This window comes from Gemmatimonadaceae bacterium, assembly GCA_035633115.1.
Lineage (GTDB): Bacteria > Gemmatimonadota > Gemmatimonadetes > Gemmatimonadales > Gemmatimonadaceae > UBA4720.
The window spans coordinates 85,746-108,075 of the sequence record DASQFN010000106.1 but is presented as its reverse complement, the minus strand read 5'-3'; the positions used below and the strand labels follow the sequence as shown (position 1 = coordinate 108,075).

Annotated in this window: 24 protein-coding genes and 1 tRNA gene; 8 read left to right on the top strand and 17 right to left on the bottom strand. The window is 62.1% G+C overall.

What is annotated here, in order from left to right; translation table 11 throughout:
• Positions 1-2: 2 nt before the first annotated feature.
• The 6 genes from VES88_14410 to rpsF all read right to left on the bottom strand — a co-directional run bounded on the left by VES88_14410 (position 3) and on the right by rpsF (position 5,987).
• On the bottom strand, positions 3-3,212 hold the full coding sequence (locus tag VES88_14410) for a BamA/TamA family outer membrane protein (protein HYN82680.1): 3,210 nt from the start codon (positions 3,210-3,212) through the stop codon (positions 3-5).
• 16 nt (positions 3,213-3,228) lie between these two features.
• On the bottom strand, positions 3,229-3,603 hold the full coding sequence (gene rsfS / locus VES88_14405; GenBank protein HYN82679.1) for a ribosome silencing factor: 375 nt from the start codon (positions 3,601-3,603) through the stop codon (positions 3,229-3,231).
• A 179-nt stretch (positions 3,604-3,782) separates the two neighbouring features.
• Entirely contained in the window at positions 3,783-4,226 is a 444-nt protein-coding gene (gene rplI / locus VES88_14400) for a 50S ribosomal protein L9 (protein HYN82678.1), read from the bottom strand.
• A gap of 47 nt (positions 4,227-4,273) precedes the next feature.
• Positions 4,274-5,392: a hypothetical protein gene (locus VES88_14395; protein ID HYN82677.1), complete on the bottom strand. Its 1,119-nt coding sequence runs from the start codon at positions 5,390-5,392 to the stop codon at positions 4,274-4,276.
• Positions 5,393-5,394: 2 nt separating this feature from the next.
• Complete coding sequence (rpsR, locus tag VES88_14390; GenBank protein HYN82676.1) at positions 5,395-5,616, bottom strand: 30S ribosomal protein S18; 222 nt, start codon at positions 5,614-5,616, stop codon at positions 5,395-5,397.
• A 5-nt stretch (positions 5,617-5,621) separates the two neighbouring features.
• Positions 5,622-5,987, bottom strand: a complete 366-nt coding sequence (rpsF, locus tag VES88_14385) for a 30S ribosomal protein S6 (protein ID HYN82675.1) — start codon at positions 5,985-5,987, stop codon at positions 5,622-5,624.
• 359 nt (positions 5,988-6,346) lie between these two features.
• On the opposite strand from rpsF, the gene VES88_14380 reads away from it, so the two are divergent.
• Entirely contained in the window at positions 6,347-7,183 is an 837-nt protein-coding gene (locus tag VES88_14380) for a DUF4198 domain-containing protein (protein HYN82674.1), read from the top strand.
• A gap of 764 nt (positions 7,184-7,947) precedes the next feature.
• On the opposite strand, the gene ychF is transcribed toward VES88_14380, so the two are convergent.
• The 9 genes from ychF to VES88_14335 form a co-directional block, all read right to left on the bottom strand.
• A complete protein-coding gene (ychF, locus tag VES88_14375) occupies positions 7,948-9,048 on the bottom strand; it encodes a redox-regulated ATPase YchF (protein ID HYN82673.1) in 1,101 nt (366 codons plus the stop codon).
• 3 nt (positions 9,049-9,051) lie between these two features.
• Positions 9,052-9,645, bottom strand: a complete 594-nt coding sequence (gene pth / locus VES88_14370) for an aminoacyl-tRNA hydrolase (protein HYN82672.1) — start codon at positions 9,643-9,645, stop codon at positions 9,052-9,054.
• 14 nt (positions 9,646-9,659) lie between these two features.
• Complete coding sequence (locus VES88_14365; protein HYN82671.1) at positions 9,660-10,328, bottom strand: 50S ribosomal protein L25; 669 nt, start codon at positions 10,326-10,328, stop codon at positions 9,660-9,662.
• Between the two features lie 3 nt (positions 10,329-10,331).
• Positions 10,332-11,303 carry a ribose-phosphate pyrophosphokinase gene (locus VES88_14360; GenBank protein ID HYN82670.1) on the bottom strand — a complete coding sequence of 324 codons (972 nt, stop codon included), beginning with the start codon at positions 11,301-11,303 and terminating at the stop codon, positions 10,332-10,334.
• Between the two features lie 46 nt (positions 11,304-11,349).
• A tRNA-Gln gene (locus VES88_14355) sits at positions 11,350-11,420 on the bottom strand.
• A gap of 12 nt (positions 11,421-11,432) precedes the next feature.
• Positions 11,433-12,332 (bottom strand): 4-(cytidine 5'-diphospho)-2-C-methyl-D-erythritol kinase, encoded by a 900-nt coding sequence (gene ispE, locus VES88_14350; GenBank protein HYN82669.1) that lies wholly within the window; start codon positions 12,330-12,332, stop codon positions 11,433-11,435.
• Positions 12,329-13,336, bottom strand: a complete 1,008-nt coding sequence (locus tag VES88_14345; protein ID HYN82668.1) for a lysylphosphatidylglycerol synthase transmembrane domain-containing protein — start codon at positions 13,334-13,336, stop codon at positions 12,329-12,331. The genes ispE and VES88_14345 overlap by 4 nt, the downstream gene beginning before the upstream one ends.
• A gap of 8 nt (positions 13,337-13,344) precedes the next feature.
• Positions 13,345-13,707 (bottom strand): hypothetical protein, encoded by a 363-nt coding sequence (locus tag VES88_14340; protein HYN82667.1) that lies wholly within the window; start codon positions 13,705-13,707, stop codon positions 13,345-13,347.
• Positions 13,704-14,450, bottom strand: coding sequence for a pyridoxine 5'-phosphate synthase (locus VES88_14335; GenBank protein ID HYN82666.1), 747 nt, complete (start codon positions 14,448-14,450; stop codon positions 13,704-13,706). The genes VES88_14340 and VES88_14335 overlap by 4 nt, the downstream gene beginning before the upstream one ends.
• 44 nt (positions 14,451-14,494) lie before the next feature.
• Here VES88_14335 and VES88_14330 point away from each other — a divergent pair, with 44 nt between their 5' ends.
• A complete protein-coding gene (locus tag VES88_14330) occupies positions 14,495-14,971 on the top strand; it encodes a hypothetical protein (GenBank protein HYN82665.1) in 477 nt (158 codons plus the stop codon).
• Here VES88_14330 and mce read toward each other — a convergent pair.
• Positions 14,968-15,378, bottom strand: coding sequence for a methylmalonyl-CoA epimerase (mce, locus tag VES88_14325; GenBank protein HYN82664.1), 411 nt, complete (start codon positions 15,376-15,378; stop codon positions 14,968-14,970). The two genes, VES88_14330 and mce, sit on opposite strands and share 4 nt — an antisense overlap.
• Before the next feature lie 76 nt (positions 15,379-15,454).
• Between mce and trxA the strand changes: the two genes are divergently transcribed.
• From trxA to VES88_14295, 6 genes are read left to right on the top strand one after another with little or no spacing between them, the layout of a single operon-like run.
• Positions 15,455-15,781 carry a thioredoxin gene (trxA, locus tag VES88_14320; GenBank protein HYN82663.1) on the top strand — a complete coding sequence of 109 codons (327 nt, stop codon included), beginning with the start codon at positions 15,455-15,457 and terminating at the stop codon, positions 15,779-15,781.
• 18 nt (positions 15,782-15,799) lie between these two features.
• Positions 15,800-16,657, top strand: coding sequence for a 16S rRNA (cytidine(1402)-2'-O)-methyltransferase (gene rsmI / locus VES88_14315; GenBank protein HYN82662.1), 858 nt, complete (start codon positions 15,800-15,802; stop codon positions 16,655-16,657).
• Positions 16,654-18,843, top strand: a complete 2,190-nt coding sequence (locus VES88_14310; GenBank protein ID HYN82661.1) for a helicase C-terminal domain-containing protein — start codon at positions 16,654-16,656, stop codon at positions 18,841-18,843. Before rsmI ends, VES88_14310 begins: the two co-directional genes overlap by 4 nt.
• 58 nt (positions 18,844-18,901) lie before the next feature.
• On the top strand, positions 18,902-19,546 hold the full coding sequence (locus tag VES88_14305; GenBank protein HYN82660.1) for a fumarylacetoacetate hydrolase family protein: 645 nt from the start codon (positions 18,902-18,904) through the stop codon (positions 19,544-19,546).
• Positions 19,546-20,727, top strand: a complete 1,182-nt coding sequence (locus VES88_14300; protein ID HYN82659.1) for an aminotransferase class I/II-fold pyridoxal phosphate-dependent enzyme — start codon at positions 19,546-19,548, stop codon at positions 20,725-20,727. Before VES88_14305 ends, VES88_14300 begins: the two co-directional genes overlap by 1 nt.
• A 16-nt stretch (positions 20,728-20,743) precedes the next feature.
• Entirely contained in the window at positions 20,744-21,646 is a 903-nt protein-coding gene (locus VES88_14295) for a hypothetical protein (protein ID HYN82658.1), read from the top strand.
• A gap of 12 nt (positions 21,647-21,658) precedes the next feature.
• Here VES88_14295 and lexA read toward each other — a convergent pair whose 3' ends face one another.
• Entirely contained in the window at positions 21,659-22,312 is a 654-nt protein-coding gene (gene lexA, locus VES88_14290; GenBank protein ID HYN82657.1) for a transcriptional repressor LexA, read from the bottom strand.
• Positions 22,313-22,330 lie beyond the last annotated feature (18 nt).

Genomic DNA, 22,330 nt, shown 5'->3' with positions numbered 1-22,330 from the left:
AGTTAGAAGCTCGGCCCCACTGAGAAGGTCCAGTTCGCCTTACGTCCTTCCACGTCGAGCGGCTTTGCATAGTCCCACTTCAGAATTGCAATGTTGAACAGATTGACGCGAATGCCCGCTCCGAAGCTGCGCAATGGATATCGCTGGAGCGTGAAGTCGTAGTTGTCCGGCCGCGTCAGCGACACGCTCTGGCGCGCGTTCCATGCCATTCCCGCGTCGAAGAACAGGAGTCCTTCGACCGGGGGAAGACCTACCGGCAGTGATCCGAGATCGAATCTGCGAATCAGCGGGAACCTCACCTCGAGGTTCGCCACAGCGACACGGCTTCCTACCAGCTGCACCGTGTTGCAGGTCGACGAGCCACCAATGAACGACGTGCACTCGAATCCTGTGAAGTTGGACTTGTCGTAGCCCCTAACGAACTCAGGCCGACCGATGTACTTCGGGAACGCCGATTCGTCTCTCCCAACCGATGCACTCGTCAGGAATCGCGACGCGATTGTCAGAGTGTTGAAGACAATCGGGTCGTAGCGCCGATAATCCGCGAGATACTCCACCCAGCGGAGGTTCCCCACCGACGGCGTTATCTGGAACCGATAGCGCCTGCCCATTATCGGCCCGGTCAGACCGAGCAGCGAATTGTCGGACACGTACGCGGCGGATGGCGAAAGGAAGTTGAACGCCGGCTCCGAGCTGATGGTGTTGATCTCGGGAGCCGTGCAGCCGTTGATGAAGCAGTCGTAGGTGAGCCCGATGAGCGAGCGCGAGATGCTGTTGAATTGAACGCCCGCCTCGAACCGCGAGAACCGATTGAACGGATACTGCGTTGTGAACGAGCCGTTGCGAAGAACGTAGCGCGTATACGGAATCAGATACCGGTCGCGATCGTTGAGACGCAGCAGCTCCGCGCCTTCGGTCTGCGGCAGATAGATCGGCTGCTGGTACGCAGCGACCGTGTATTGCCACCTGCGGCTCAGATTCGCGTAGGCAGCGAACAGGCTCGCATCGCTCAGCTGTCCATAAAGCGAGGCGGAGAGCGCGATCTGGTTGTTGCCGAGGAGATCGCTGAGAACGATCGTCGTCCCGCCGTTGAACCCGCTCAACCCGTACTGATTTCCCGTGCCGTACCCGATCTCCGGCTGCGCGATGTAATCCGGCTTGAACCCGACGCGATAGGGGTAGTCCTTGAACCTCGTCGTATCGGGAAGCGCGAAATCGTAATTCGCATTCAGTGTCGCGACGCTTGTAATGGTTGTGTCCCGCATTCGCGTCTCGACCGTCGACAAACTGCTGGAAGGTCTCGCGCCTGTAGGAGCGCGGTACACCGAGCCCGCCTGCCCCGCGCGAGCGACCGTATCGACGGCCGACGGCGTGACTGTTACGGTCGTCGGGACAGGCACTGGGGCCATTACGAGTCCGGTACCGGTCGCCGGCCTCGTCTGGAACGCAACTGTCTTGAGCTTGCGCGGATTATCGACCGCCCAGACCGTATAGTCGCCGTTCTCATAGTATGTGAAGGCCATTCGGTCGGCACCGCGTGCCCATGTCAGCGCGGGACTGTACTCGGTGATGGCCGACACCCCGCCGAGCACATTCGTCAGCTGGTAGTGTTTCCTGTCGGTGAGATCGAACAGGAAGACGTTCGCGACTCCTGTACGATCCGAGATGAACGCTACGGACGCACCTCCGGGAGCCCACGCCGGATTCAGATTCAGGCCTGCCTGCTCGGGCAATACTTCAGTCTGACGGGTCTGCAGATCGTAGAGACCTATCTGCCACTTGGCAATCTGAAGTCGCTCGAGATCCGTCTGCGGCCCGCGGTCCGTGGCAAAGGCGATATACCTGCCGTCGGGAGACCAGCTGGGCTGCAGATCACCGTTGATGTCGTTAGTGAGCGCACGAAGATTTTTGCCGTCTGCGTCGACGATGAATAAATCGGTGATCCCGCCGCGCGTTCCACTGAAAACGATCTGCTTGTCGTCCGGGGACCAGGACGGCCCCGTCACCGCGTCGACAGGGAGGTCCAGCCGCTTTCGAACGTCACGACTCGGAATGTCGAGCAGATACAGAACATCCTTGCCCTCGCGCTGAGCAGTGAAGGCGAGCGTTTTTCCGTCGTTCGAGAACGCACTCTGCGAGTAGAGAAGCCGGAGCTCTTCGAAATTCGGATCAGTCGTGCTCTTCACCAGCCGCTTCACGCGCTCGCCCGTGCGGGCATTTCCCAGCCACAGATCGATGAAGACTTCGCCCTTCTTCCAGTTGCCGTTGGACAGGAACGCGATATAGTTGCCGTCGTTCGAGAGAACCGGGGCGAGGAAGATCTCTCCGCCCGACCGCCTTCTTGTGAGGAGCGGCTCCGCGAATGTGCGCGGTCGCTGAAACGCAGCCGCGGCGGGCAGGTACTGCGACTGCACGGCTTCGCGCCACGCGCTGCTCAGATCTGCCAGTGACATTCCGAGCTCGCGCTGAAAAGCGCGCGCAATTCCGGCGCTCATTGCGCTGCGCAGTATCTCTCCAATCGCCTGGTCGCCCCAGCGCTCGCCGATGTACTGCCAGAGCGATTCTCCGTAGCGGTAGGGGAAGTACTGATCGGGACGCTCCGTCATCTGCTCGATAGTCGGGATCTTTCCCGTCACCGCGGCGTCGCGGAGCCAGCCGGCTGTCAGCGGGTGGTTCGGGCCAATCGAGAGGTACTCCGCCATTCCTTCCATGAACCAGAGCGGCGGATCGAGCCGCTCCATTCCCTGCGCGTTGCCGCCCGCCCGCCCGCGTGAGATCACATCGTACTGGAATTCGTGCACCAGCTCGTGCGCCAGCACCTGCTCGAAGCTTCCGAGGTCGCCCGTGAAGGGCATGATAAGACGATGCCGCGCCGACTCGGTGACTCCGCCCACGCCCTCGCCGAGGTCGCCCGTCACATTGTTCTGACCGAAATCCGCACGCGACGCAAAAAGAATGATCGGCTTCTTTTCGCGGAACTGGTGACCGAGTATACGTGACAGGCGGGCGTACGATCGCTCCGCCATCCGCGCGGCCGCCATCACCGCCTTTCTTTCCTCCGGATAGTAGTGAACCGTGAAATGCTCGGTCTCCAGCACGCGCCAGTTGAAATGCTTGTACTGGACCTGATTCATCCCGAAGTACTGTTGCCCGTCGGCCTGGGATGCCGCGGTCAACGCTATCGCCGCCAGAATTCCACGTAACACTCTCATTGTTGTACCCGTCCGTTTAGTCGGTTGCCACAACATCCGCGTCGCTCCAAAGCCGTTCGATCTGGTAGAACGACCGGAGAGTGGGGTGGAAGATGTGAACGACGAAATCCACAAAATCGAGCAGTACCCATCGTCCCTGCTGAAGCCCTTCCGTATGGTGCACGCGTATCCCCTCTTTCTTTAACACCGCAATCAGATGCTCCCCTATGGCCCGGACGTGTGTATCGGACGTGCCACTCGCGATTACGAAGTAGTCCGTCATGTCTGTGACGCCCTGAAGGTTCAGCAGTACGACGTCGTTGGCTTTCATGTCCTGGCATAGTGTTGCGGCGAGCTTCGGTGCGAACGCTGGTTCGCGCGCGGGTGTTGCGGGGGATAACGAGGTCGCCATGCGGCTCCGTGAAAAGTTGTGTGTCGGCGCTCGCCGCGCCGCATGCTACAATATCATACCGCGAGGAATAAAGTTCCGTTAGGAACGCAATTCCGCATTTCGCACGCCAGCCCGTAGACACGAAAGGGCCAGCCGCTAACACTCGGGCTGGCCCTTCGCCTACGGAGCCTGCAGGCCCGCTACTGCTTGATGACCCACACCTTTATCTCGGGGTGTACGTCAGCGTGCAGGCGGATCGGAACACGGTACACGCCAAGTGCCTTGATGGGCTCCTTGAGATCGATCTGGCGCTTCTCGATCTCGTAACCCTGCTCGCCCAGCTGCTGGGCGATGTCGGCTGTCGTGACCGACCCGAACAGCTTGCCTTCCTCACCGACGCGCGCGGAGAAGGTGACGGACACCTGCTCGAGCTTCTCGGCAAGTCCCTGTGCCGAGGTGCGTCGCGAGTCTTCCGCAGCCTCGAGGCGCTGGCGCTCGCGCTCGATGCGTTTCTTGTTGCCCGGAGTCGCTTCGTACGCAACGCCGCGCGGAAGGAGATAGTTGCGCGCGTATCCCGCTGAGACCTTCACGATGTCGCCGGGATGGCCGAGCTTCTCGACTGCCTGGCGGAGAATGACTTCCATGATCGTTTCCTGTTTAGGTAGCTGCTGAGAGTATCAAAAATAACCGGTCAGACTGTCTTGGGCTGAATCATCGCGCGCCAGTCCAGCCAGGTATCGCCGAGCCCCAGCGCGAAAGCCAGCGCGGCGATGGGGAAGAGTGGACTTATCAGAAAGCCGAGCGCATCGGCGAGGATCACAGCGAGGACGAAAGATCCGACCATCGCAAATACGAGCCTGCCGACCCGGCCTTTTGATATCCAGCCAAGAATTCCCAGTCCCCGAAGGATGTACAGAGATCCGAAGAAGACGAGGATATTGAGTCCTGCATTCTTCGCTTCCGCGAACGCCGGCAGGAGATAGATCGAGGCTCCGACAGCAACTCCCCAGACGAGCTGATCGTTGAAGCGGAAATCCATCAGTCGCCCTAGTGGTGGCCCGATTGGCGCTCGATTCAGCCGGTGATACAGCGACCATCCCAGGGCCAGTGCAACAAGGGATTCCAGCGCGAGCACCGCGGGGACGAGGAGCGACGACCATCGGGGGATGTCGCGAAGCTGATCCTCCGCCATGTCGTTGAGCCGTTGTATCGCCGGCGAGCTGTCGACTCTCCGTTTCCACGGCTCGGTGGCCGCGCCAAGGCGAATCTGCGCGATGGACTCGTCGTTTCGCCGCGCGTACTCGACGGCCATGGTTCCTGCTACGCGCGTCGGCCCCCCCGGCGAGAGGAGGATGAGCACAAACGCGAGGCCGGCGGCGACGGCGAGCGTGGAGAGCGAGCGGGAGATAAACGGCCTCCCCGTCCCGAAAAGGCTGACGAGTCCGAAACTCGCCGCGAGAATGAGAGTCCACCCTCGGGCGAGCGCAGCGTACCCGTTCGTGCCGGTGACAGCCCAGCCGCGTGCCCCCGAGCTGGCGTCGGCGGCGGTCGACGCGCCCGGCCAGGCGATCAGTGCCGCCGCGAGCACAAGCCAGATGATTGCGAGCGATGCCTTCCCACCCTGCCGCCAGCCCACAATCATGCACGACGCCATGACGGCGACGAGGAGCATCGCCGTCTGCTCGATGGGGAGCATCACCCGCAACTGCGGGATGAGGGGAACCGCGAGAAAGAGAACGATTGCCAGCGCAAGCCGGCGCCAGCCCCCTTTTCGCGGTGCGGCCGCGACGGTCGCGGCGGGCTCGCTCATGGCTACGCGGTATGCCCCTTCAGGTACGGTATCAGGGCGAGGTACCGGGCGCGCTTGATCGCTGTCGACAGCTGACGCTGATGACGGGCGCACGTCCCGCTGAGCCGGCTCGGGAGAATCTTCCCCTGATCGGTGATGAAGCGTCCGAGTGTCCGGTCGTCCTTGTAGTCGATCCAGCGGACGCGTCCTTCGCAGAAGGGACAGCTTTTTTGTGGTCGTCGCATGATGTCTAGTCCTCGTCGTCGTCGTCATCGTCGCGCCGCGCCGCAGCGAGGGCGATCTCTTCCTCACTCATCGCCGGAGCGCCGACTTCGTGCTCGTGCACGGTAATGAGATAGCGGATGAGGCCGTCATCGAGGCGCAGTGCGCGCTCGTACTCCGGAAGGGCACGAGGCTCGGCGGCGAAGCGGGAAACGACGTAATAGCCGTTCTCGCGGGGGCCGATTGAATAGGCGAGCTGCCGGCGGCCCCAGTGGTTCACTTCCGGCTGCTCGGGCGCGCCGAGCAATCCGTGGAAGCGTGTGATTTTGTCGTTGATGGCGGCATCCTCGAGCGTGGAGTCGAAGATGTAGACCGCCTCGTAGTTCCGAGACATCGGTGGGCAATCCTCCTTATGGTCCTGTTTCCGCCCCCCGCTGGTTGCCGGCGCGGGAGGAAGGTATGAAGGCCGACAGCATGGCCGTTTTAGTGAGAGTCTAAAGCTATCGTGTTGGCGAAGGAGAGGGTAGACGGTAGGTGGATCCGGACTTCGGGTTGCGGACCAACTGCTACTACGGACTGCTGACTGACTGCGGATTGGGAGACTAACTGCGAGCTGCGGAGAAACGCGGGCCTTAAGTGTTCCTCAACCCGTAGCAGGTGTCCCAATCCGGAATTAGTCAGGAGGCCGTAGTAGCAGCTGGTCCGCACCACACACGGTGTTGAACGCGAGGCTGATGGAGTAAGTTGGGGGTCATGCGACTTCGAATTGCTATCGCAGCGCTGCTGCTAGTGGTCAGTGCAACTTCACTCAGCGCGCACGATCTCTTTCTTCGCCTCGGAAGTTTTTTCGTTGGCCCTGAATCGACTGCGAGGATCCGGGTTCTCAACGGCACTTTCAGCAGCAGCGAGAACGCTGTCGCACGGAGTCGACTCGCTGATGTCAGCGTGCTTGGACCGACGGGGAGGACTCGTGTCGATACGGCGCTTTGGCAAGCGACCGGAGACACCAGCGTACTGAGTGTTCCAATCGGGGCGCCTGGTACCTACGTAGTTGGCGCGTCGACCTTGCCGCGCGAGATCACTCTCGAGGCAAAGGATTTTAACGAATATCTGGAACACGACGGGATCCCCGATGTTCTCGCCGCGCGACGCCGCGACGGCGAGCTTGGGGCAAAAGCCACTGAGCGGTACTCGAAGCACGTAAAGGCTTTACTGCAGGCCGGCGCGCGCCGGTCGGACGAGTTCGACGATGTGCTTGGCTATCCAGCTGAGCTGGTTCCGCTGAACAATCCTTATCGATCGCGTGCCGGCGGTTGGCTTCGCGTCCGCGCGCTAGTCGACGGGAAGCCGGTTGCGAACCAACTCGTGGTTTCAGGCGGGAGGCCATCGCGCGGCGGCCGCCTCGCGGAGCGGAGAGTGCGCACCGACGCCGAAGGAGTTGCGCGCATTCGTATTACCGATCGGGGCCAATGGTACGTGAAGTTCATCAATATGGTCCGCGTTCCGCGCGATACGGCTTCACGCCCCGCCGGCACGCCCGCTCTGGACTACGAATCCAAATGGGCGACACTAACCTTCGAGATCAGGTAAATGCAGCGCAGCTTCGGAGTGCGGACCAACTGCTACTGCTGACTGCTGACCGACTGCCGATTGGGACACCTACTCCGAATTAAGGACTAGCTGTAAGCGGGCCGTGTCCGCAATAGTTCGCAGTGCCACAAGACGAGATCTGATTTCAACGCCGTGAGGGCCTGATCAGCCTGCCGCGTTCGCGCGGGATAATTGCCAGAAGCAGACGGCGAATCTCCTCGAGTTTATCTAGGCATGCGCGCACTCGCTCAGGCCCGAGGATCGGTCGTGCCGCTCGGTACCAGACCATGCTTTCTCGCGCCGAGCCAAGGGCATACTCAAAAACCCGTGCGCGGTCGCGACCCGAGCTCCGCGAATAGCCCTCGCCGAGTGTTGCGGAAATTGAACCAATGGCGGCATAGAGCTGTCCGGACACTTTCTCCGTAGCCTGGTGGACCCGCAGTTTCTCCGCGTCCGCCCAGGACTCTTCGAGGAGCTCAATCGCGAGTCGATATGCCCGCATGCGTAAGAGCGGATCGCGCCCGTCTTCCTCGGTCACTGGCACTGTGTGCGACATGATCCACGATGCAACGGAGCACTGGGTGCAGCGGCATCCTACCGCTGCTTCCGCAAGCAACGCCTTTCGCGGGCAATGCATCGCCGAACGACTTCGGACAATTGCGGACAACTGCGGATTCGCCGCTAGTCCTCAATTCGCAGTAGGTGTCCCAATCCGCAGTCAGTCAGCAGTCCGAAGTAGCAGTTGGTCCGCAATCCGCAGTCCGCTATACGTTGAATCGGAAGAGCATGACGTCTCCATCCTGAACGACGTACTCCTTCCCCTCCGAGCGCACAAATCCTCTTTCGCGGGCGCCTTTCCATCCGTCGTTCGCCACGAAATCATCGTAGCTCGCGGTGTCCGCTCGAATAAAGCCTCTCTCGAAATCCGTGTGAATCGCACCGGCGGCGCGGGGCGCGGAGTCTCCCTGATGAATCGTCCATGCCCGCACCTCGGGATCGCCGGCCGTAAAGAAAGTCTGCAGGCCGAGCAGGTGATATCCAGCATGGATCAGACGGTCCAGCCCTGCCGACTCGACGCCGAGCGACGCGAGGAAATCGGCGCGGTCGTCCGGCGGAAGCTCCGACAGCTCGGCCTCGATCTTTGCGGAGAAGGGAACCACCTCGGCGTGCTCACCGCTCGCTTTGACCGCCTCGCGCAGCGCACTGAGATGTGGACCCTCAGTGCCCGTGAGCTCCGTGTCGCTGACGTTCGCTGCATACAGCACCGGCTTCGTGGTCAAGAGCGAGAGCGGCGCGAGCGCGGCCGTCTCGCTGTCCGAGAGCTTCGCTTCCCACAGACCGCGCCCGTCCTTCAGGAACTCGTACGCGCGCTCGAGAGCGGGCAGCTCTGCGAGAGCTTCCTTGTCACTTGTGCGCGCCGAGCGACGCGTCTTGTCCAATCGCTTCTCGAGTGACGCGAGATCGGACAGTGCAAGCTCGAACTCGATCACCTCGCGGTCGCGAACAGGATCCACCGCGCCCATGACGTGCGTGACGTCTTCATCCTCGAAGCATCGCACGACGTGAACGATCGCGTCCGTCTCGCGAATGTTGGCGAGGAATTTGTTGCCGAGTCCCTCACCTTCGGCTGCACCTTTGACGAGGCCGGCGATGTCCACGAACTGCACCACGGCCGGGACGGCCCGCTTTGGTTTTACGATGCCCGTCAAACGATCGAGTCGCGGGTCGGGAACCTCGACCATCCCGACGTTGGGCTCGACGGTACAGAACGGATAATTGGATGCATCCGCTTTGGCGGCCGTGAGCGCATTGAACAACGTGGACTTGCCGACGTTCGGCAGTCCGACAATCCCAAGCTTCAACATCGGCTACTCCGATTCCTTTGCCTGGCGATTGTGCGCGTTCATGGCGCGCTCGATTCCCTCGCGCAGCCAGGTGTCCACCGCCTCCTCGAGGTCCGGCATCAGCGCAACGATGTCATTGCGCTCGTCGCGGGCGAACGGGGCGAGCACGAACTCGGCGAGGTCGCTGTAATAGCCGCGGCGTTCTTCACTCGGACCGACACCAATGCGCAGGCGCGGGTATTCCTGATTTCCGATTGCACTCTCTACGCTGCGGAGACCGTTGTGACCCCCCGCGCTCCCCCGTGCTCTCAGCCGGTAGCGACCAACCGGCAGTTGGACTTCGTCCACTACCACGAGCAGATCCTTCGACGGAGACCAGAAAGGACGCCTCAGGTAATTCCGAAGCACCTGCCCGCTCAGGTTCATGAAGGTGAGCGGCTTTACGAGGCGCACGCGCGAGCCGTGAACAGTCGATGTAGTGACGAGTGCCTCGCCGTCGCGCTTCCAGCTTTCGAAACGCCAAACGTCGGCGAGGTGGTCGAGCAGCCACCAGCCGACGTTGTGACGCGTTGCTTCGTACTGTCGCCCGGGATTTCCCAGGCCGAGGATAACCTTCAAGGGCTATCCCGCCGCTACTTCTCTTCGGCTTCTTCCTCGTCCTCTTCCTTCTTCGCCTTCCCGATCACTTCGGGCTCGGCGACAACGACTTCCTCGCCCTCGGCGGGCGCCACCGTCTCCACCACGGCTCTCGGAGCGGACACGACGCAGACCGACGAGTCCAGCTCGCCGACGACTTCGACGCCGCCGGGGAGCTTGAGGTCACGAACGTGGATGGAGTCACCGATGCGCAGCGACAGAACATCCACTTCCACGTGGCTCGGGATGTTCGACGGATCTACCTCGACTTCGAGCTCACGCATCGTCTGGTCGAGAATTCCACCGTCAACGCGAACGCCCTCGGGTATTCCATTCAGGACAATCGGAAGTCGGACCGTGACTTTCTCTCCGGCTACGAGCTCCTGAAAATCCACGTGCAGAATCTGTCGCTTGAACGGGTGGCGCTGAATCTCGCGAATCAGGGTCTTTGCGCTGCCGCCGTCGAAGGACAGCTCGATTACCGTGCTTTCGGCTGAGATTCGCGACAGGAGCTTCTCCAGCTCGCGCGTATCGATAGCGAGTGAGAGCGGCTCGCGCCCGTGACCGTAGATCACACCGGGGATGCGGCCCTGCGCGCGGAGTGTGCGTGCCGCGCCCTTGCCCGTTCCTTCACGGGGCGTCGCGGAAAGTTGTGCTGAAGCCATGCGTCAAGTCCTCTCGTCGTGCTGTTCGAAAAGCGAGCTCACCGACTGCTCGCTGTGAATGTACCTGATTGCCTTCGACAAAAGCTCGCCCACCGACAACACCGTGAGCGTATCGAATCGCTTCGCCTGCGGGATGTCGACGGTATCGGTCACCGTCACCTCCTTGATCGGCGCCCCCGAGAGCCGCTCCACGGCCTTGCCGGAGAGCAGGGCGTGTGTCGCACATACGTAGACGTCTCGCGCACCCAGATCCTTCAGCGCGCATGACGCTTCGGCGACAGTCCCGGCGGTATCGATCATGTCATCGGTGAGCAGACAATCGCGCCCTGCCACTTCACCGACGACGTTCACCACTTCAGTTACGTTCGGCCGGGGGCGCCGTTTGTCGATGATGGCCAGCGAACCGTTCAGACGCTTCGCGAACCCCCGTGCCATCTTCGCCGAGCCCACATCGGGCGCGACGACGACCAGATCGTGCAGATGCTTCTTTCTGTAGTGCGAGACGAACACCGGCGCAGCGTACAGGTGATCGACCGGAACGTCGAAGAACCCCTGCAGCTGATGCTGATGAAAATCCAGTCCCAGTACCCTGTCGGCACCAGCGGTGACGATCATGTTCGCGAGCAGCTTCGCTCCGATCGCCACCCTCGGCTGGTCCTTTCGGTCCTGCCTCGAGTATCCGTAATACGGCATCACGCAGGTGATGCGGGCCGCCGAGGCCCGACGGGCAGCATCGATGAGCAGGAGCAGCTCCATGATGTTGTCGGCCGGAGGATTCGTCGGCTGAACGATGAAGACGTCATTGCCGCGGACGTTCTCGTCGATCCGAACGAAGATCTCCCCGTCGGCGAACCTGTTGACGGTCAGTTTCGTGCGCTCTACATCGAGGCTTCCAGCAATCTCGTCGGAAAGACCCTTGTTGCCGGTCCCGCAGAGCAGCTTGAAACCGTGCATCGGTACGGAAAGACCGTCCATGCCGCCTTGAGCCCCTAAAGTTAGTTGCGCCCAGTCATCAGTTCAATTGCCCCCGGTGGATTCGAACCACCATTCTCGGATCCAAAGACCGATGTCCTGCCATTGGACGAGGGGGCAGGAGCGCGAAAGCTAGCCGATACGTACTGGTTGAACAACGCTGGTTGCAGTGCGGGTCGGCGTCAGAGTCGCGCCTTCGAAGACCTTCAACGCCGGTGCCTCAGGCAGCGCTTCATACACGCCGAACAGCGTCGACCCCGAGCCGGTCATCGAGCAGAAAAACGATCCCGTTCCTTTCAGATTCTCGAGATGCGTCCGAATTTGCGGATAGCGGTCGGCAACCGGCGCAATGAAGTCGTTGCGGTTGAGCTTTCCCACGGACTTCCAGCTGGCGAGCATCTGGTCGGAGATCAGGAGCAGATCCGAGGCACTCTGCCCTGTCTCGCCTTCCGACGGCCGGCCGGCATCCAGCCAGGAATAGGCATCGGCAGTCGCAATCTGAAAATCCGGCGTGACCAGAATCACGTCACGCTGCGGCAGGGGCACGAGTCCGAGCATGCGCTCCCCTCGTCCCCAGGCGAGCGCCATCACTTCGCTGCTCACGAGAAAGGGGACGTCTGCGCCAAGTGATGCAGCAATAGCGAGCAGCCGGCGCTCTCCAGCAGGCTGTCTGTTCAGGGAATCCAGCGCGCGCAACACCGCGGCGGCGTCAGCGCTGCCGCCTCCCAGCCCTGCGCCCACCGGAATGTTTTTGTCGAGCTCCATGGTGAATCCCCACGGCCAGCGGCACGCATCGGAGTACGCAAGCACCGCGCGATACGCGAGATTCGATTCCACCGGTCCGAGATCGGCGCCCTGAACGTCCAGTACCTTCCGCCGGTCGGGCTCGATGCAGATCTTCAGCTCGTCCGCGTGCTCGATTCGGTGATAGATCGTCTCGAGCGAGTGGAACCCCGATTCTTCCTTCGTCAGGATTCGCAGATGAAGATTGATCTTTGCTTGCGCCTGGATGCGCGCGGAAGGCCCGCTCATTCTTTGCGATTCTCCGATTGCGCCCTCAGCTCACCGAAGCTCAGGCCCAGGCGCGAGAAGTAGTAGATCCCGATGAGCGTGATCGGGATGAAGCTCAGGATGTGGAAGCCGATCGCCCAGCTCGCGGCGGCGGTTGGCTCCACGCTGTAGATCGCGAGCCCCACTGTGGCGAGCTTCTCGAATACGCCAAAAAACCCCGGCGCGGAAGGCAGCGCAACTCCTATTGCGATGAGCATCTGGAGGAAGAGCGCCGCGGAAAACGGTAGCGTCAGCCCAACCGCCCTGAACCCGAGCCAGAATGCCAGCGCGTTCACGAGCCAGTGGGCAATGGTCCAGGCCAGCACGAGCAGAAAACGAAGTGGACTCTTCAACACGCTCAGGCCGTCGCTGAATCGAAGCAGCGCGCTCTTGCCGCGCTCTTCCACGGCTGGCGAGACCTTGCGCGCAAAAATCTCGAAGGCCCGTACCAGCTGCGCCGGAAAATAGGCCAGAAGGTAGAGAGCCCCGACGAGCACGACTACGATGAGGATCGATCCCTGCGCGAGATCGCCCAGTGACTGACCGGCGACGCGGGCGTCAGGAGGAAACGCCGGGTCCAGAATTGCCGCGGCTCCGAGACCGAGAATCGCGAACATGTCGAACAGCCTGTCGACGGCTAACGAGGCGAGCGCGCTGGCAAACGTCACCGGGGTCTCCCGTGTGACGGCATACGCTCGCGCAATCTCTCCCGCCCGTGCCGGAACGACGTTGTTGATCATCATTCCGATCGCGGTGGACCGCCACAGCGGGCCAAGCGGAAGATCAGGGGCCACCGGATGGAGGATGATGCGCCACCGATAAGCGCGCATCGGAAAGATCAGCGTCGCAAAGAACGCAGACGCGAGAAAGTAGGGGATGCTGGAGCGGGCGAGCTCCGCCCACACCGCGGCGAGCGATACATCCTTGAGTGTCCACACAAGGAGCGCGACACTGAGCGCGATTCCAATCGCGCTCTTCCAGTTCATGCGCACCGCTACTCCTCGGCGGCGAGCGCGATGAGGTCCAGCAGCTCCTCTATGGTTTCTGCACTGAGCTCGGCGCCGCCGAGGCTCGCCGACCGGATCTCGAGGGCGCGCTCCAGTGCTGCGCGTCCCCGGTACAGAAGTGATTCGATGGCGACCGGCGGCGGAGCCGACGTTGGAGTTCTCCGCGTGCCGCCGGCGACGCCGCCGAGCTGAAGGATGCTCGTTCCGAGCAGGTCCTGCAGCTCGCGGCCGCGGGCGGGCGTATGCCTCGGAGTTCCACCGGCCGGCGACGCACGCCCGAGAATGTGCGGGCCGGCGTCGTCGTAAAAAAGCTCCGCAATCGGGATCAGATCCTCATCACCTTCCATCATCCGGCGATCTCTCCAGGATGGCGAGCGGCGTCCATCGCAGCGCGCATCTCGCGCACTGCGGCAGGGAGCCCCACGAAGACTGATCTACTGACGATCGAATGGCCGATGTTCAACTCTTCGATCTCCGAAATGGCCGCCACTGGTGCGACATTGCCGACCGTGAGGCCGTGGCCGGCATGAACGGACAATCCGAGCTCCGCGGCAAGTGCTGCGCAATGTGCCAGCGCTTCGAGCGTCGCGGTTGAACCTCCCGAATGCGCGTACTGACCAGTGTGAAATTCGACAGCGTCCGCGCCGCATTCGCGCGACGCCCGGGTGGAGTCGACTGACGGATCGATGAAAAGACTCGCGCGAATTCCCGCCTCGCGGAGGCGTTTCACTGAGCGCTCCACACGCCGAGCCTCCGCGGACACATCGAGTCCACCCTCGGTGGTGATCTCCTGCCTGCGCTCCGGGACGAGCGTGACCTGAGGGGGATGCAGACGCAGCGCGATCTCCATCATCTCGTCTATGCATGCTGTCTCGAGATTGAAGAACGTCCGCACGTGAGTTGCGAGCGCCTCCACATCGGCGTCCTGTATGTGACGACGATCCTCGCGAAGATGCGCGGTGATTCCATCGGCACCTGCGGATTCGCAGAGCGCCGCGGCCGCCACCGGATCAGGCTCGCTCCCGCCGCGTGCCTGCCGAAGAGTTGCAACGTGATCTACGTTGATGTACAGGCGCTGATGTCTTGCTGGCATTTATCCCGCCCGTTAGGTTCGCAACAATCATCGTGGAGAAACGTGTGAAGAAACTCCTGCTCGTTATGCTGGCGCTCTCGGCCTGCTCCCGCGCGACGACCACCACGACCACCGGCCCGGGGGGCACCAGCACCAGCGGACCTCAGCTCGTCGGCGCCTCCACTCCACGCATGGCCGTCGAGCAGTTTCTGACTGCCGTGCGCGCGCAGGATCTTCAGGCGATGTCGGTTGTCTTTGGAACATCCAACGGGCCTGCCCGGGACAACATGGAGCGCGAGCAGCTCGACAAGCGCCTCATCATTCTCCAATGCTACTTCAATCACGACAAATCTCGCATGCTGGGTGAGACTCCGGGAGAAGGCGGCCATCGTGTATTCACCGTTGAGCTCACTCGCGGCCGTCTCGTAAAAGCGCCTCGCTTCTATGCGATCAAGGGTCCGGGCGACCGCTGGTTCATCGACAATATGGAGATTGCCGCCGTGCGGGAGTTCTGCCGCGAGCCGGCTCCGGTCAGACCCTAGACTCCTGTAAGCTCGATGAGCACGCCGCCGGTCGAAGCGGGGTGCAGAAACGCTATCAGCTTTCCTTCCGCTCCCATTCGCGGCTCGTCGTCGATCAACGCTATTCCGGCGGCGCGGCAGCGGTCGAGCGCGGCTTCGAGATTCCCGACCTCGAAGCAGATATGATGAATTGCTGGCCCGCGCCGCTCGACGAACTTCCCGATCGGCGAATCGACATCAACGGCCTCCAGGAGCTCGATGAGCGGACCGCCCGCATCGAGGCCGCTGATTCTTGCGCCGTCCATCGGCGCAAGCTCGGCGGTCTCCATCCCGAGAACGTCCCTGTAAAAAGGAAGCGCATCGGTGATCGATCGGACGGCAATGCCGATATGCGCAATTCGGACATCCTCACGAGTTGATTGGGGCATTAGATTTCGGGTTGGGAAGACGGGACAAAGTAAATTCGAGACACGCATGCGGGCCATCCCCGCGAGGAAGCGATAAATGTCGAATGCCGTTGACGTGACAGACAGCGATTTCGAGGTCGAGATCGAAAAGCACGAAGGCCTCGCCGTGGTCGATTTCTGGGCGACATGGTGTGGCCCCTGCCGCATTGTCGCGCCCGCGCTCGATCAGCTGGCAACGGAATTCGCCGGCAAGGCGAAGGTCATGAAGATGGACGTCGACACGAACATCAAGACACCGGCGCGCTTCATGGTGCGCTCGATTCCGGCGATTCTCTTTTTCAAGGACGGCAAGCTCATCGACCAGGTGATCGGCGCTGTTCCGAAGGCGCAGCTCGAGCTGAAGTTCCGCCAGCACGCCGCGTAGGAGAAAGCGACGCGGGCGTTGGCCAGCGGCTCCGAATCCGGCGTCGGGTTGAAGGGAGGGGGAGCCCTCTACATCGTCAGCACGCCAATCGGAAACATGGGCGACATGTCGTTTCGCGCGGTCGAGGTTCTCTCCTCGGCCGCGCTCGTTGTTGCGGAGGACACGCGCCATTCACGACGGCTGCTCGATCACTATCAGATTGCGACGCGCTGCGCCCCGTACCACGAGCACAACGAGGCACGCGAGACACCGCGGCTGGTGAAGCGTCTCGTCGACGGAGATACAATCGCGCTGATTACGGACGCGGGCACTCCTCTTCTCTCCGACCCTGGAGCAAGGCTGGTCGCTGCAGCGATAGACGCCGGCATTCCCGTTGTGCCGATTCCCGGCGCGTCGGCACTTCTGGCCGCGCTCGTGGGCTCGGGCCTGGCAGGCGAGCAGTTCACTTTTCTCGGCTTTCTCCCGCGTAAGGGAAAGGATCGCCTTCGCGTGTTGACCGAGATAATGCGAATGCGCCACACCGCGATCCTGTACGAGGCTCCGACACGCGTCGGAGCAACGCTCGCCGAGATCGCTGAGGCAGGAGCCGGCGCGCGCACTGCCGTGGTAGCGCGCGAGCTCACGAAAAAATTCGAGGAGTACGCGCGCGGAACAGTCGCCAACCTGGCAGCGCGGTTCCAGGAGACACCCGCCCGTGGCGAGGTCGTGATTCTCATCGGTGCAGCCGAAAGAGAGGAAGTCTCCGAGAGCATGCTATCCGAAAAGGCGCAGCGTCTTCGAGCGGAAGGAGCGACGCCGCGAGCTATCGTCGAGCGACTCATCTCGGAGCACGGAGCACCTCGCAATCTGGCCTACCGCCTGGCGCACGAATCGTGATCGCATTCACAGACGCCCCCGCCGAAGAGCAGATTCTCGATCCCGCCGAGGTGGCTGACGATCTCGGACCATTTGGCGGCATCGCGCGCGAGATGCAGCAGTACGAGGACCGCCCCACTCAGCGTGAGATGGCGCGCACCATCGCGATGCTGTACAACGACGGGGGGGTTGGACTTCTCGAAGCGGGGACCGGCGTCGGTAAGTCGCTCGGCTATCTGCTGCCCGCGCTACGCTGGGCAGCGCTCAATGGAGAGCGCACAGTCGTCTCGACGAACACGATCAATCTGCAGGAACAGCTCGTGAGAAAGGATCTGCCTTTCCTCGCGCGCGCTCTCGACGGTGAGCAGGAAGTACGATTCGCGCTGCTCAAGGGCTGGCGGAATTATCTCTGTCTCCTGCGGCTCGAGCAGGCGCGATTGATAGGCGGCGATCTGATCGACGACATGAGCGACGGCATCGAGCGCATCGCCGGGTGGGCGAAGGAAACCACAGAGGGCTCTCTCGGCGATCTGCCTCAGCAGCCGAGTCCCGAAGTGTGGGACGAAGTCGCGGCGGAGCCGGATTTGTGCATCCGCGCGGAGTGCCCTCATTACGATCGCTGCTTTCTTTTCACCGCGCGGCGCGAAGCAGCGAAGGCGGATGTGGTCGTTGTCAATCATCACCTGCTGATGTCCGACGTTGCCGTGCGTCGCGCGCAATGCAACTGGGAAGAAGCAGCGGTGATCCCCGCGTACTCGCGGCTCGTGGTGGATGAAGGACATCACCTCGAGGATGCAGCGGCTGCGCACCTTGGTGAATCAGCAACGCGGCGCGGCCTCCAGCGGCTTCTTTCGCGACTGGCGAGGCCTGTCGGCGGCCGCCGCGGCGGTCGCGGTCTGCTCGCGGCGCTCGACCAGCGCCTGCGTGCTCGCGACGACATGTTCAGCCAGGCGAGCCTCGAGATGCTCGAGCAGAGGATCATCCCCGCGGTTGATGCCGCACGGAGCAAGGGTTCGATCGTCTTCGATCTCCTCGAGGAATATCTGCATCGCAGCGGACAGACAGTCCTTCGCCTCTCCGAGGATTTCGACACCGATCCGGTGTGGCGTGGCGGCCTCGCGGCTGCGCTGTCTGATCTTCTCGCGGAGACCGCGCTCCTGAGTGACAGTCTCTCGTTAATCCGCCAGCGGCTGGAGGCAGAGAAGCTTCGCGAAGAGGCAACCACGGCTCTGATCAGCGAGATGAGGGGAGTGGGGCGCAGGCTCGAGGCTCTCGCCAATGCGCTTCACGGCGCACTCGAACCCGGTCCCGACGCTCCGAAGCGCGTGCGCTGGATCGAGTCGCGCGGCAAGGAGGGGAACATTGCGGTGACCTGGGTGCCGCTCGATCTCGCACCAATACTCCGCGATGATCTCTTCGGACGCGTCAAGACAGCGATAGTGACGAGCGCAACTCTGGCGACGGACTCGCGTTTCGAGTTCCTCGCGAGCCGCCTCGGCGTCGATCAGCTGGATATTCCACCGGTCACCGCCTCGTTTGCATCGCCGTTCAACTACGCGACGCAGGCCGTCGTCGCGATTCCAACTGACATTCCGGCGCCGAATGCTGACGCGGCGGGTCATCTGTTCGCCGTCATTCAGATGATCTCCGATTTTGCGGATGCCAGCGACGGCGGATTGTTCGTGCTCTTCACGAGCCACCGCGATGTGAGAGAGTCCGCGCTGGAGCTCCGCGCGCGCGGCGCCCTGCACGACCGTCCGCTGCTCGTTCACGGAGAAGACAGCCGCGACGTTCTGCTCGAGAAGTTCCGACGTTCGGGCAGGGCGGTACTGATCGGAACTTCATCCTACTGGGAGGGCGTCGACGTTCCCGGAAACGCGCTTCGCGGATTGCTCATCGCCCGCCTGCCGTTTCGCGTTCCGAGCGAGCCCGTCACCGCCGCGAATTGCGAGGCGATCCTCGACAGGGGCGGTGACCCCTTCGCCGAATACATGGTCCCACATGCCGCGCTGCGCTTGAAGCAGGGTTTCGGACGGCTGATTCGTACGGCGACTGATCGCGGTGCTGTGATAATTGCCGACAATCGCGTGATCACCAAGAGCTACGGCGCGGAGCTCATGCGCGCACTGCCCCCCGCCCGACGGTTGATGTTGCCCTGGCCTGAAATCTCCCGGCAACTGCGCGACTTCTATGCAGTGTCGGACTAACGTCTCACCCGATGAATGAGGAATGATGCCCGACTCCACGACAGCCACTCGGTCCCCAATGGGGCAAGGAAAACAGCAGGAGCGCGCGCCCATCCGCCCGGGTAAGATCGTGTGCATCGGACGCAATTACCGGGAGCACGCGAAAGAGCTCGGAAATGAAGTCCCCACGGAGCCGCTGTTTTTTCTCAAGCCATCGTCGAGCATCATCGCCGACGGCGAGGCGATTCTGCTGCCCGAGCAGTCGCAACAGGTTGAATTCGAGGGCGAGATCGGAGTGGTAATCGGGAGTCCGCTTACGCGCGCCAGCGAGGGCGACGCCGAGGATGCAATCTCCGGCGTGTTGGCGGTGAACGACGTCACCGCGCGCGATCTTCAGCGCAAGGATAGCCAGTGGACCAGAGCGAAAGGGTTCGATACGTTCTGCCCCCTCGGCTCCGTTGCCTCTGCTCCCGATGATTTGTCCACGCTTACCGTCGTTACGCGCGTGAACGGTGTCGAGCGGCAGAGAGCTTCCGCCAAAGACATGGTTTTTTCCATCGGAAAGCTTCTCTCGTACGTATCACACGTAATGACACTCGAGCCGGGAGACATCGTCGCTACGGGAACGCCATCGGGCGTAGGGCCGCTCGTGCCGGGCGACGTCGTGGAAGTCGAGATCGAAGGCATCAGCAAAGTCAGCAATCCGGTGCAGGCGCGGGCGTAGTGCCACGCTACTCCGAGCGGCTGCTCGGACTTCCGGATTATCCGATGGCCGCGATTCCCGCGAAGAAACGGGAGCTCGTGGCTCGAGGCGTCGACGTGATCGACCTTGGTGCAGGTGATGCCGACCTCGCGCCTCCTCCCGCTGCGGTGCGCAGAATCGCGGAAGCAGCCGCGAACCCTGCCATGAGCCGCTACGGCTTCGGGCTCGGCCTGATGGAGTTTCGCGAATCAATCGTGCGGTGGATGCGCGGGCGGTTCGGTCTCGAGTTCGACCCCGTCAAAGAGATAGTCCCTCTGCTCGGGTCGAAAGAAGGGATCGCGCACCTCGCGCTCGCCTACGTGAACCCCGGCGACGTCACCATCGTCCCGGAGCCGGGCTACCTCTCGTATCTCGGCGGAACGCTTCTCTCGGATGGCGCACCTTACGTCTGCGCGCTTCGCAGCGAGAACGACTTCCTCGTCGACATCGACGCGATTCCGGCCGACGTCCTGAGAAAAGCACGAATTCTTTACTTGAACTATCCCAACAACCCGACAGCCGCGATTGCGCCGCTGGATTATCTCGAGCGCGTCGTAAAGCGCTGCAGGGAACTCGATATCCTGCTGGTGTACGACAATGCGTACTCGGAGATTGCATTCGACGGGTACGTCCCCCCCAGCATTTTCGAGGTCGACGGCGCGCGCGACGTTGCCATCGAATTTCATTCGGTCTCGAAGAGTTACAACATGACCGGGTGGAGGTGCGGCTGGGCGGCGGGCCGCTCGGAGCTCGTTGGACCGCTGGCGCAGGTGAAAACGTTCGTGGACACCGGCAACTTCATGGCTGTTCAGGCGGCCGCAGCGAGCGCGCTGGATAGCTCTGCCGGGTTCCTCCCTGGAAACGTCGCAGTTTTCAAGGAGCGGCGCGACGCGGCGGTCGCGGCATTTACTGAATGCGGCTTTTCCTGCACCACTCCGAAGGCCACCATGTACCTGTGGATTCCGCTGCCGGAGCACATCACGAGCGCCGAGTTCGCACAGTTTCTGATCGAGGAGGAAGGAGTGGTGGTGATGCCCGGCTCTAATTTTGGCGTTGGCGGCGAGGGATACTTTCGTGTCTCGTTCGTGACGTCGCCCGATCGCATTCGCGAAGCGGCAGTGCGCGCGGGGCGAGTTCTCACGCGGCTGAGCGTAGGCGCGTGAAGCAGATGGCCGTCTCTTGAATACGCTCTGGAGCAACAGATCGGCGACTCAGCCGACCGCGACACGGCATCGCCGGCCACCGGCTTATCTGCTTGTCTCTGTCGGCCTGCACGTCGTGCTGGTCGCGCTTCTGCTGCGGTACGTCATCACACCGAACGCCTTCCTCACGGTTTTCAGCGGGCGGAGCTCAGTACCGGTGCCCGCCGAGCGAATCGGGTTCCTCGTGCTTCCGAAGGCGAGCGGCACTCCCGTAATCGGCAGGTCCGGTGGGGACAACAGGCCCGCAACCACGGCTCCGCCCGCGAAGCTCGTCGCTCCGAGTGGCGTTCCAACGGCGTTGCCGCCTGTTGCTCCGTCGACGAAGGCAGCGGCGGAGGAAGGGAGCGGGCCTCTTGTCGGAACAGGTGGACCTGCGCGCGGGATTCGCCCGACTTACACCGATCCGAGACTGTGGCCGACACCGGGCGATGTCGTGACAGCACCTAAGACTGCAACCCAGCGACTCGACAGCGTGATTGCGGACCTGATCGGTCCCTACAACGATTCCATCGCTGTCGCCGCAGGCAAGCGAAAGCCGGGCGACTGGACTTTCGAGCGCGACGGCAAGAAGTACGGAGTCGATCCGCAGTACATCCATCTCGGCAAGTTCTCGATTCCGACAGCGTTGCTTGGTCTGCTCCCGCTCAACGCTCAAGCCAATCCGGTGCTCGCCGAGCGCTACAAGGCTTCGGCTCAGCTGAACTCGGACATCCGCTCACAGGCACAGCGCGGCATGAACGAAGCGGATTTCAAGAAGGCTGTGCGCAGCATCCGCGAGCGAAAGGAGAGAGAGAAAGCCGCAGCCGCAGCGGGCGGCGGGGACAAAAAAGGGCCGGCGGATTCACCACCGGCCGTTCCAACAACTCCCGATCGCGGCTAGCCCCGAGCGAGCCTAGTTAGAGGTGGGTTGCGCCGCCGTCATCGCTTCCATTGTCACGAAAGGGCGGAAGACCCCGCACAACACGCCGAGGATGCTGTAGTCGTCATCGGCCTTGAGCGTGATCTGACGCTCGGCGGGATTAGCGGGCTCGAGAACCACCGCACCGTTGGCATGTTTCAGCGTCTTCACAGTTGCCTCGTCGCCGATGCGCGCCGCAACGATGTCGTTCTCTTTCGGTTTCGCGAGCGGATTCACCATCACGTAGTCGCCGTCGTTGATGGCGCGGCCGACCATGCTGTCTCCCTTCACACGAAGAAAGAAGACTTCCTCGGCGGGGATGAAGCGGCGATCCATCGTGATGTAGCCCTCACGATGCTCTGGGAGAAGCGAGGGCTCACCCGCGTGAATCTTTCCATAGTAAGGAACGGGCTTCGTCTTCCCGCCGCCTGTGAATCCAAGCAAACGAACGCCGCGCGAGCGTGCAGGATCGCGCTCGATGTAACCCTTTCGCGCGACTGACTGGAGAAGGTCGGAGACCGTCTTGGTGGACTTTATCTGGAACTGCTTGCCAATATCACGAATGCTCGGCTGATACGTATGCTCAGCGGTAAAATCGAGCAGGTATTTATAAACTGAGCCCTCGAGCTGTGTGAGTGCTTCAGCCATAACAAACCCCCGGAATGG

Excerpts from the sequence above, each read along its gene's own strand:
- VES88_14410 (HYN82680.1), bottom strand. The coding sequence starts at position 3,212 with ATGAGAGTGTTACGTGGAATTCTGGCGGCGATAGCGTTGACCGCGGCA.
- rsfS (HYN82679.1), bottom strand. The coding sequence starts at position 3,603 with ATGGCGACCTCGTTATCCCCCGCAACACCCGCGCGCGAACCAGCGTTC.
- rplI (HYN82678.1), bottom strand. The coding sequence starts at position 4,226 with ATGGAAGTCATTCTCCGCCAGGCAGTCGAGAAGCTCGGCCATCCCGGC.
- VES88_14395 (HYN82677.1), bottom strand. The coding sequence starts at position 5,392 with ATGAGCGAGCCCGCCGCGACCGTCGCGGCCGCACCGCGAAAAGGGGGC.
- rpsR (HYN82676.1), bottom strand. The coding sequence starts at position 5,616 with ATGCGACGACCACAAAAAAGCTGTCCCTTCTGCGAAGGACGCGTCCGC.
- rpsF (HYN82675.1), bottom strand. The coding sequence starts at position 5,987 with ATGTCTCGGAACTACGAGGCGGTCTACATCTTCGACTCCACGCTCGAG.
- VES88_14380 (HYN82674.1), top strand. The coding sequence starts at position 6,347 with ATGCGACTTCGAATTGCTATCGCAGCGCTGCTGCTAGTGGTCAGTGCA.
- ychF (HYN82673.1), bottom strand. The coding sequence starts at position 9,048 with ATGTTGAAGCTTGGGATTGTCGGACTGCCGAACGTCGGCAAGTCCACG.
- VES88_14365 (HYN82671.1), bottom strand. The coding sequence starts at position 10,328 with ATGGCTTCAGCACAACTTTCCGCGACGCCCCGTGAAGGAACGGGCAAG.
- VES88_14360 (HYN82670.1), bottom strand. The coding sequence starts at position 11,303 with ATGGACGGTCTTTCCGTACCGATGCACGGTTTCAAGCTGCTCTGCGGG.
- ispE (HYN82669.1), bottom strand. The coding sequence starts at position 12,332 with ATGAGCGGGCCTTCCGCGCGCATCCAGGCGCAAGCAAAGATCAATCTT.
- VES88_14345 (HYN82668.1), bottom strand. The coding sequence starts at position 13,336 with ATGAACTGGAAGAGCGCGATTGGAATCGCGCTCAGTGTCGCGCTCCTT.
- VES88_14340 (HYN82667.1), bottom strand. The coding sequence starts at position 13,707 with ATGATGGAAGGTGATGAGGATCTGATCCCGATTGCGGAGCTTTTTTAC.
- VES88_14335 (HYN82666.1), bottom strand. The coding sequence starts at position 14,450 with ATGCCAGCAAGACATCAGCGCCTGTACATCAACGTAGATCACGTTGCA.
- mce (HYN82664.1), bottom strand. The coding sequence starts at position 15,378 with ATGCCCCAATCAACTCGTGAGGATGTCCGAATTGCGCATATCGGCATT.
- trxA (HYN82663.1), top strand. The coding sequence starts at position 15,455 with ATGTCGAATGCCGTTGACGTGACAGACAGCGATTTCGAGGTCGAGATC.
- VES88_14305 (HYN82660.1), top strand. The coding sequence starts at position 18,902 with ATGGGGCAAGGAAAACAGCAGGAGCGCGCGCCCATCCGCCCGGGTAAG.
- lexA (HYN82657.1), bottom strand. The coding sequence starts at position 22,312 with ATGGCTGAAGCACTCACACAGCTCGAGGGCTCAGTTTATAAATACCTG.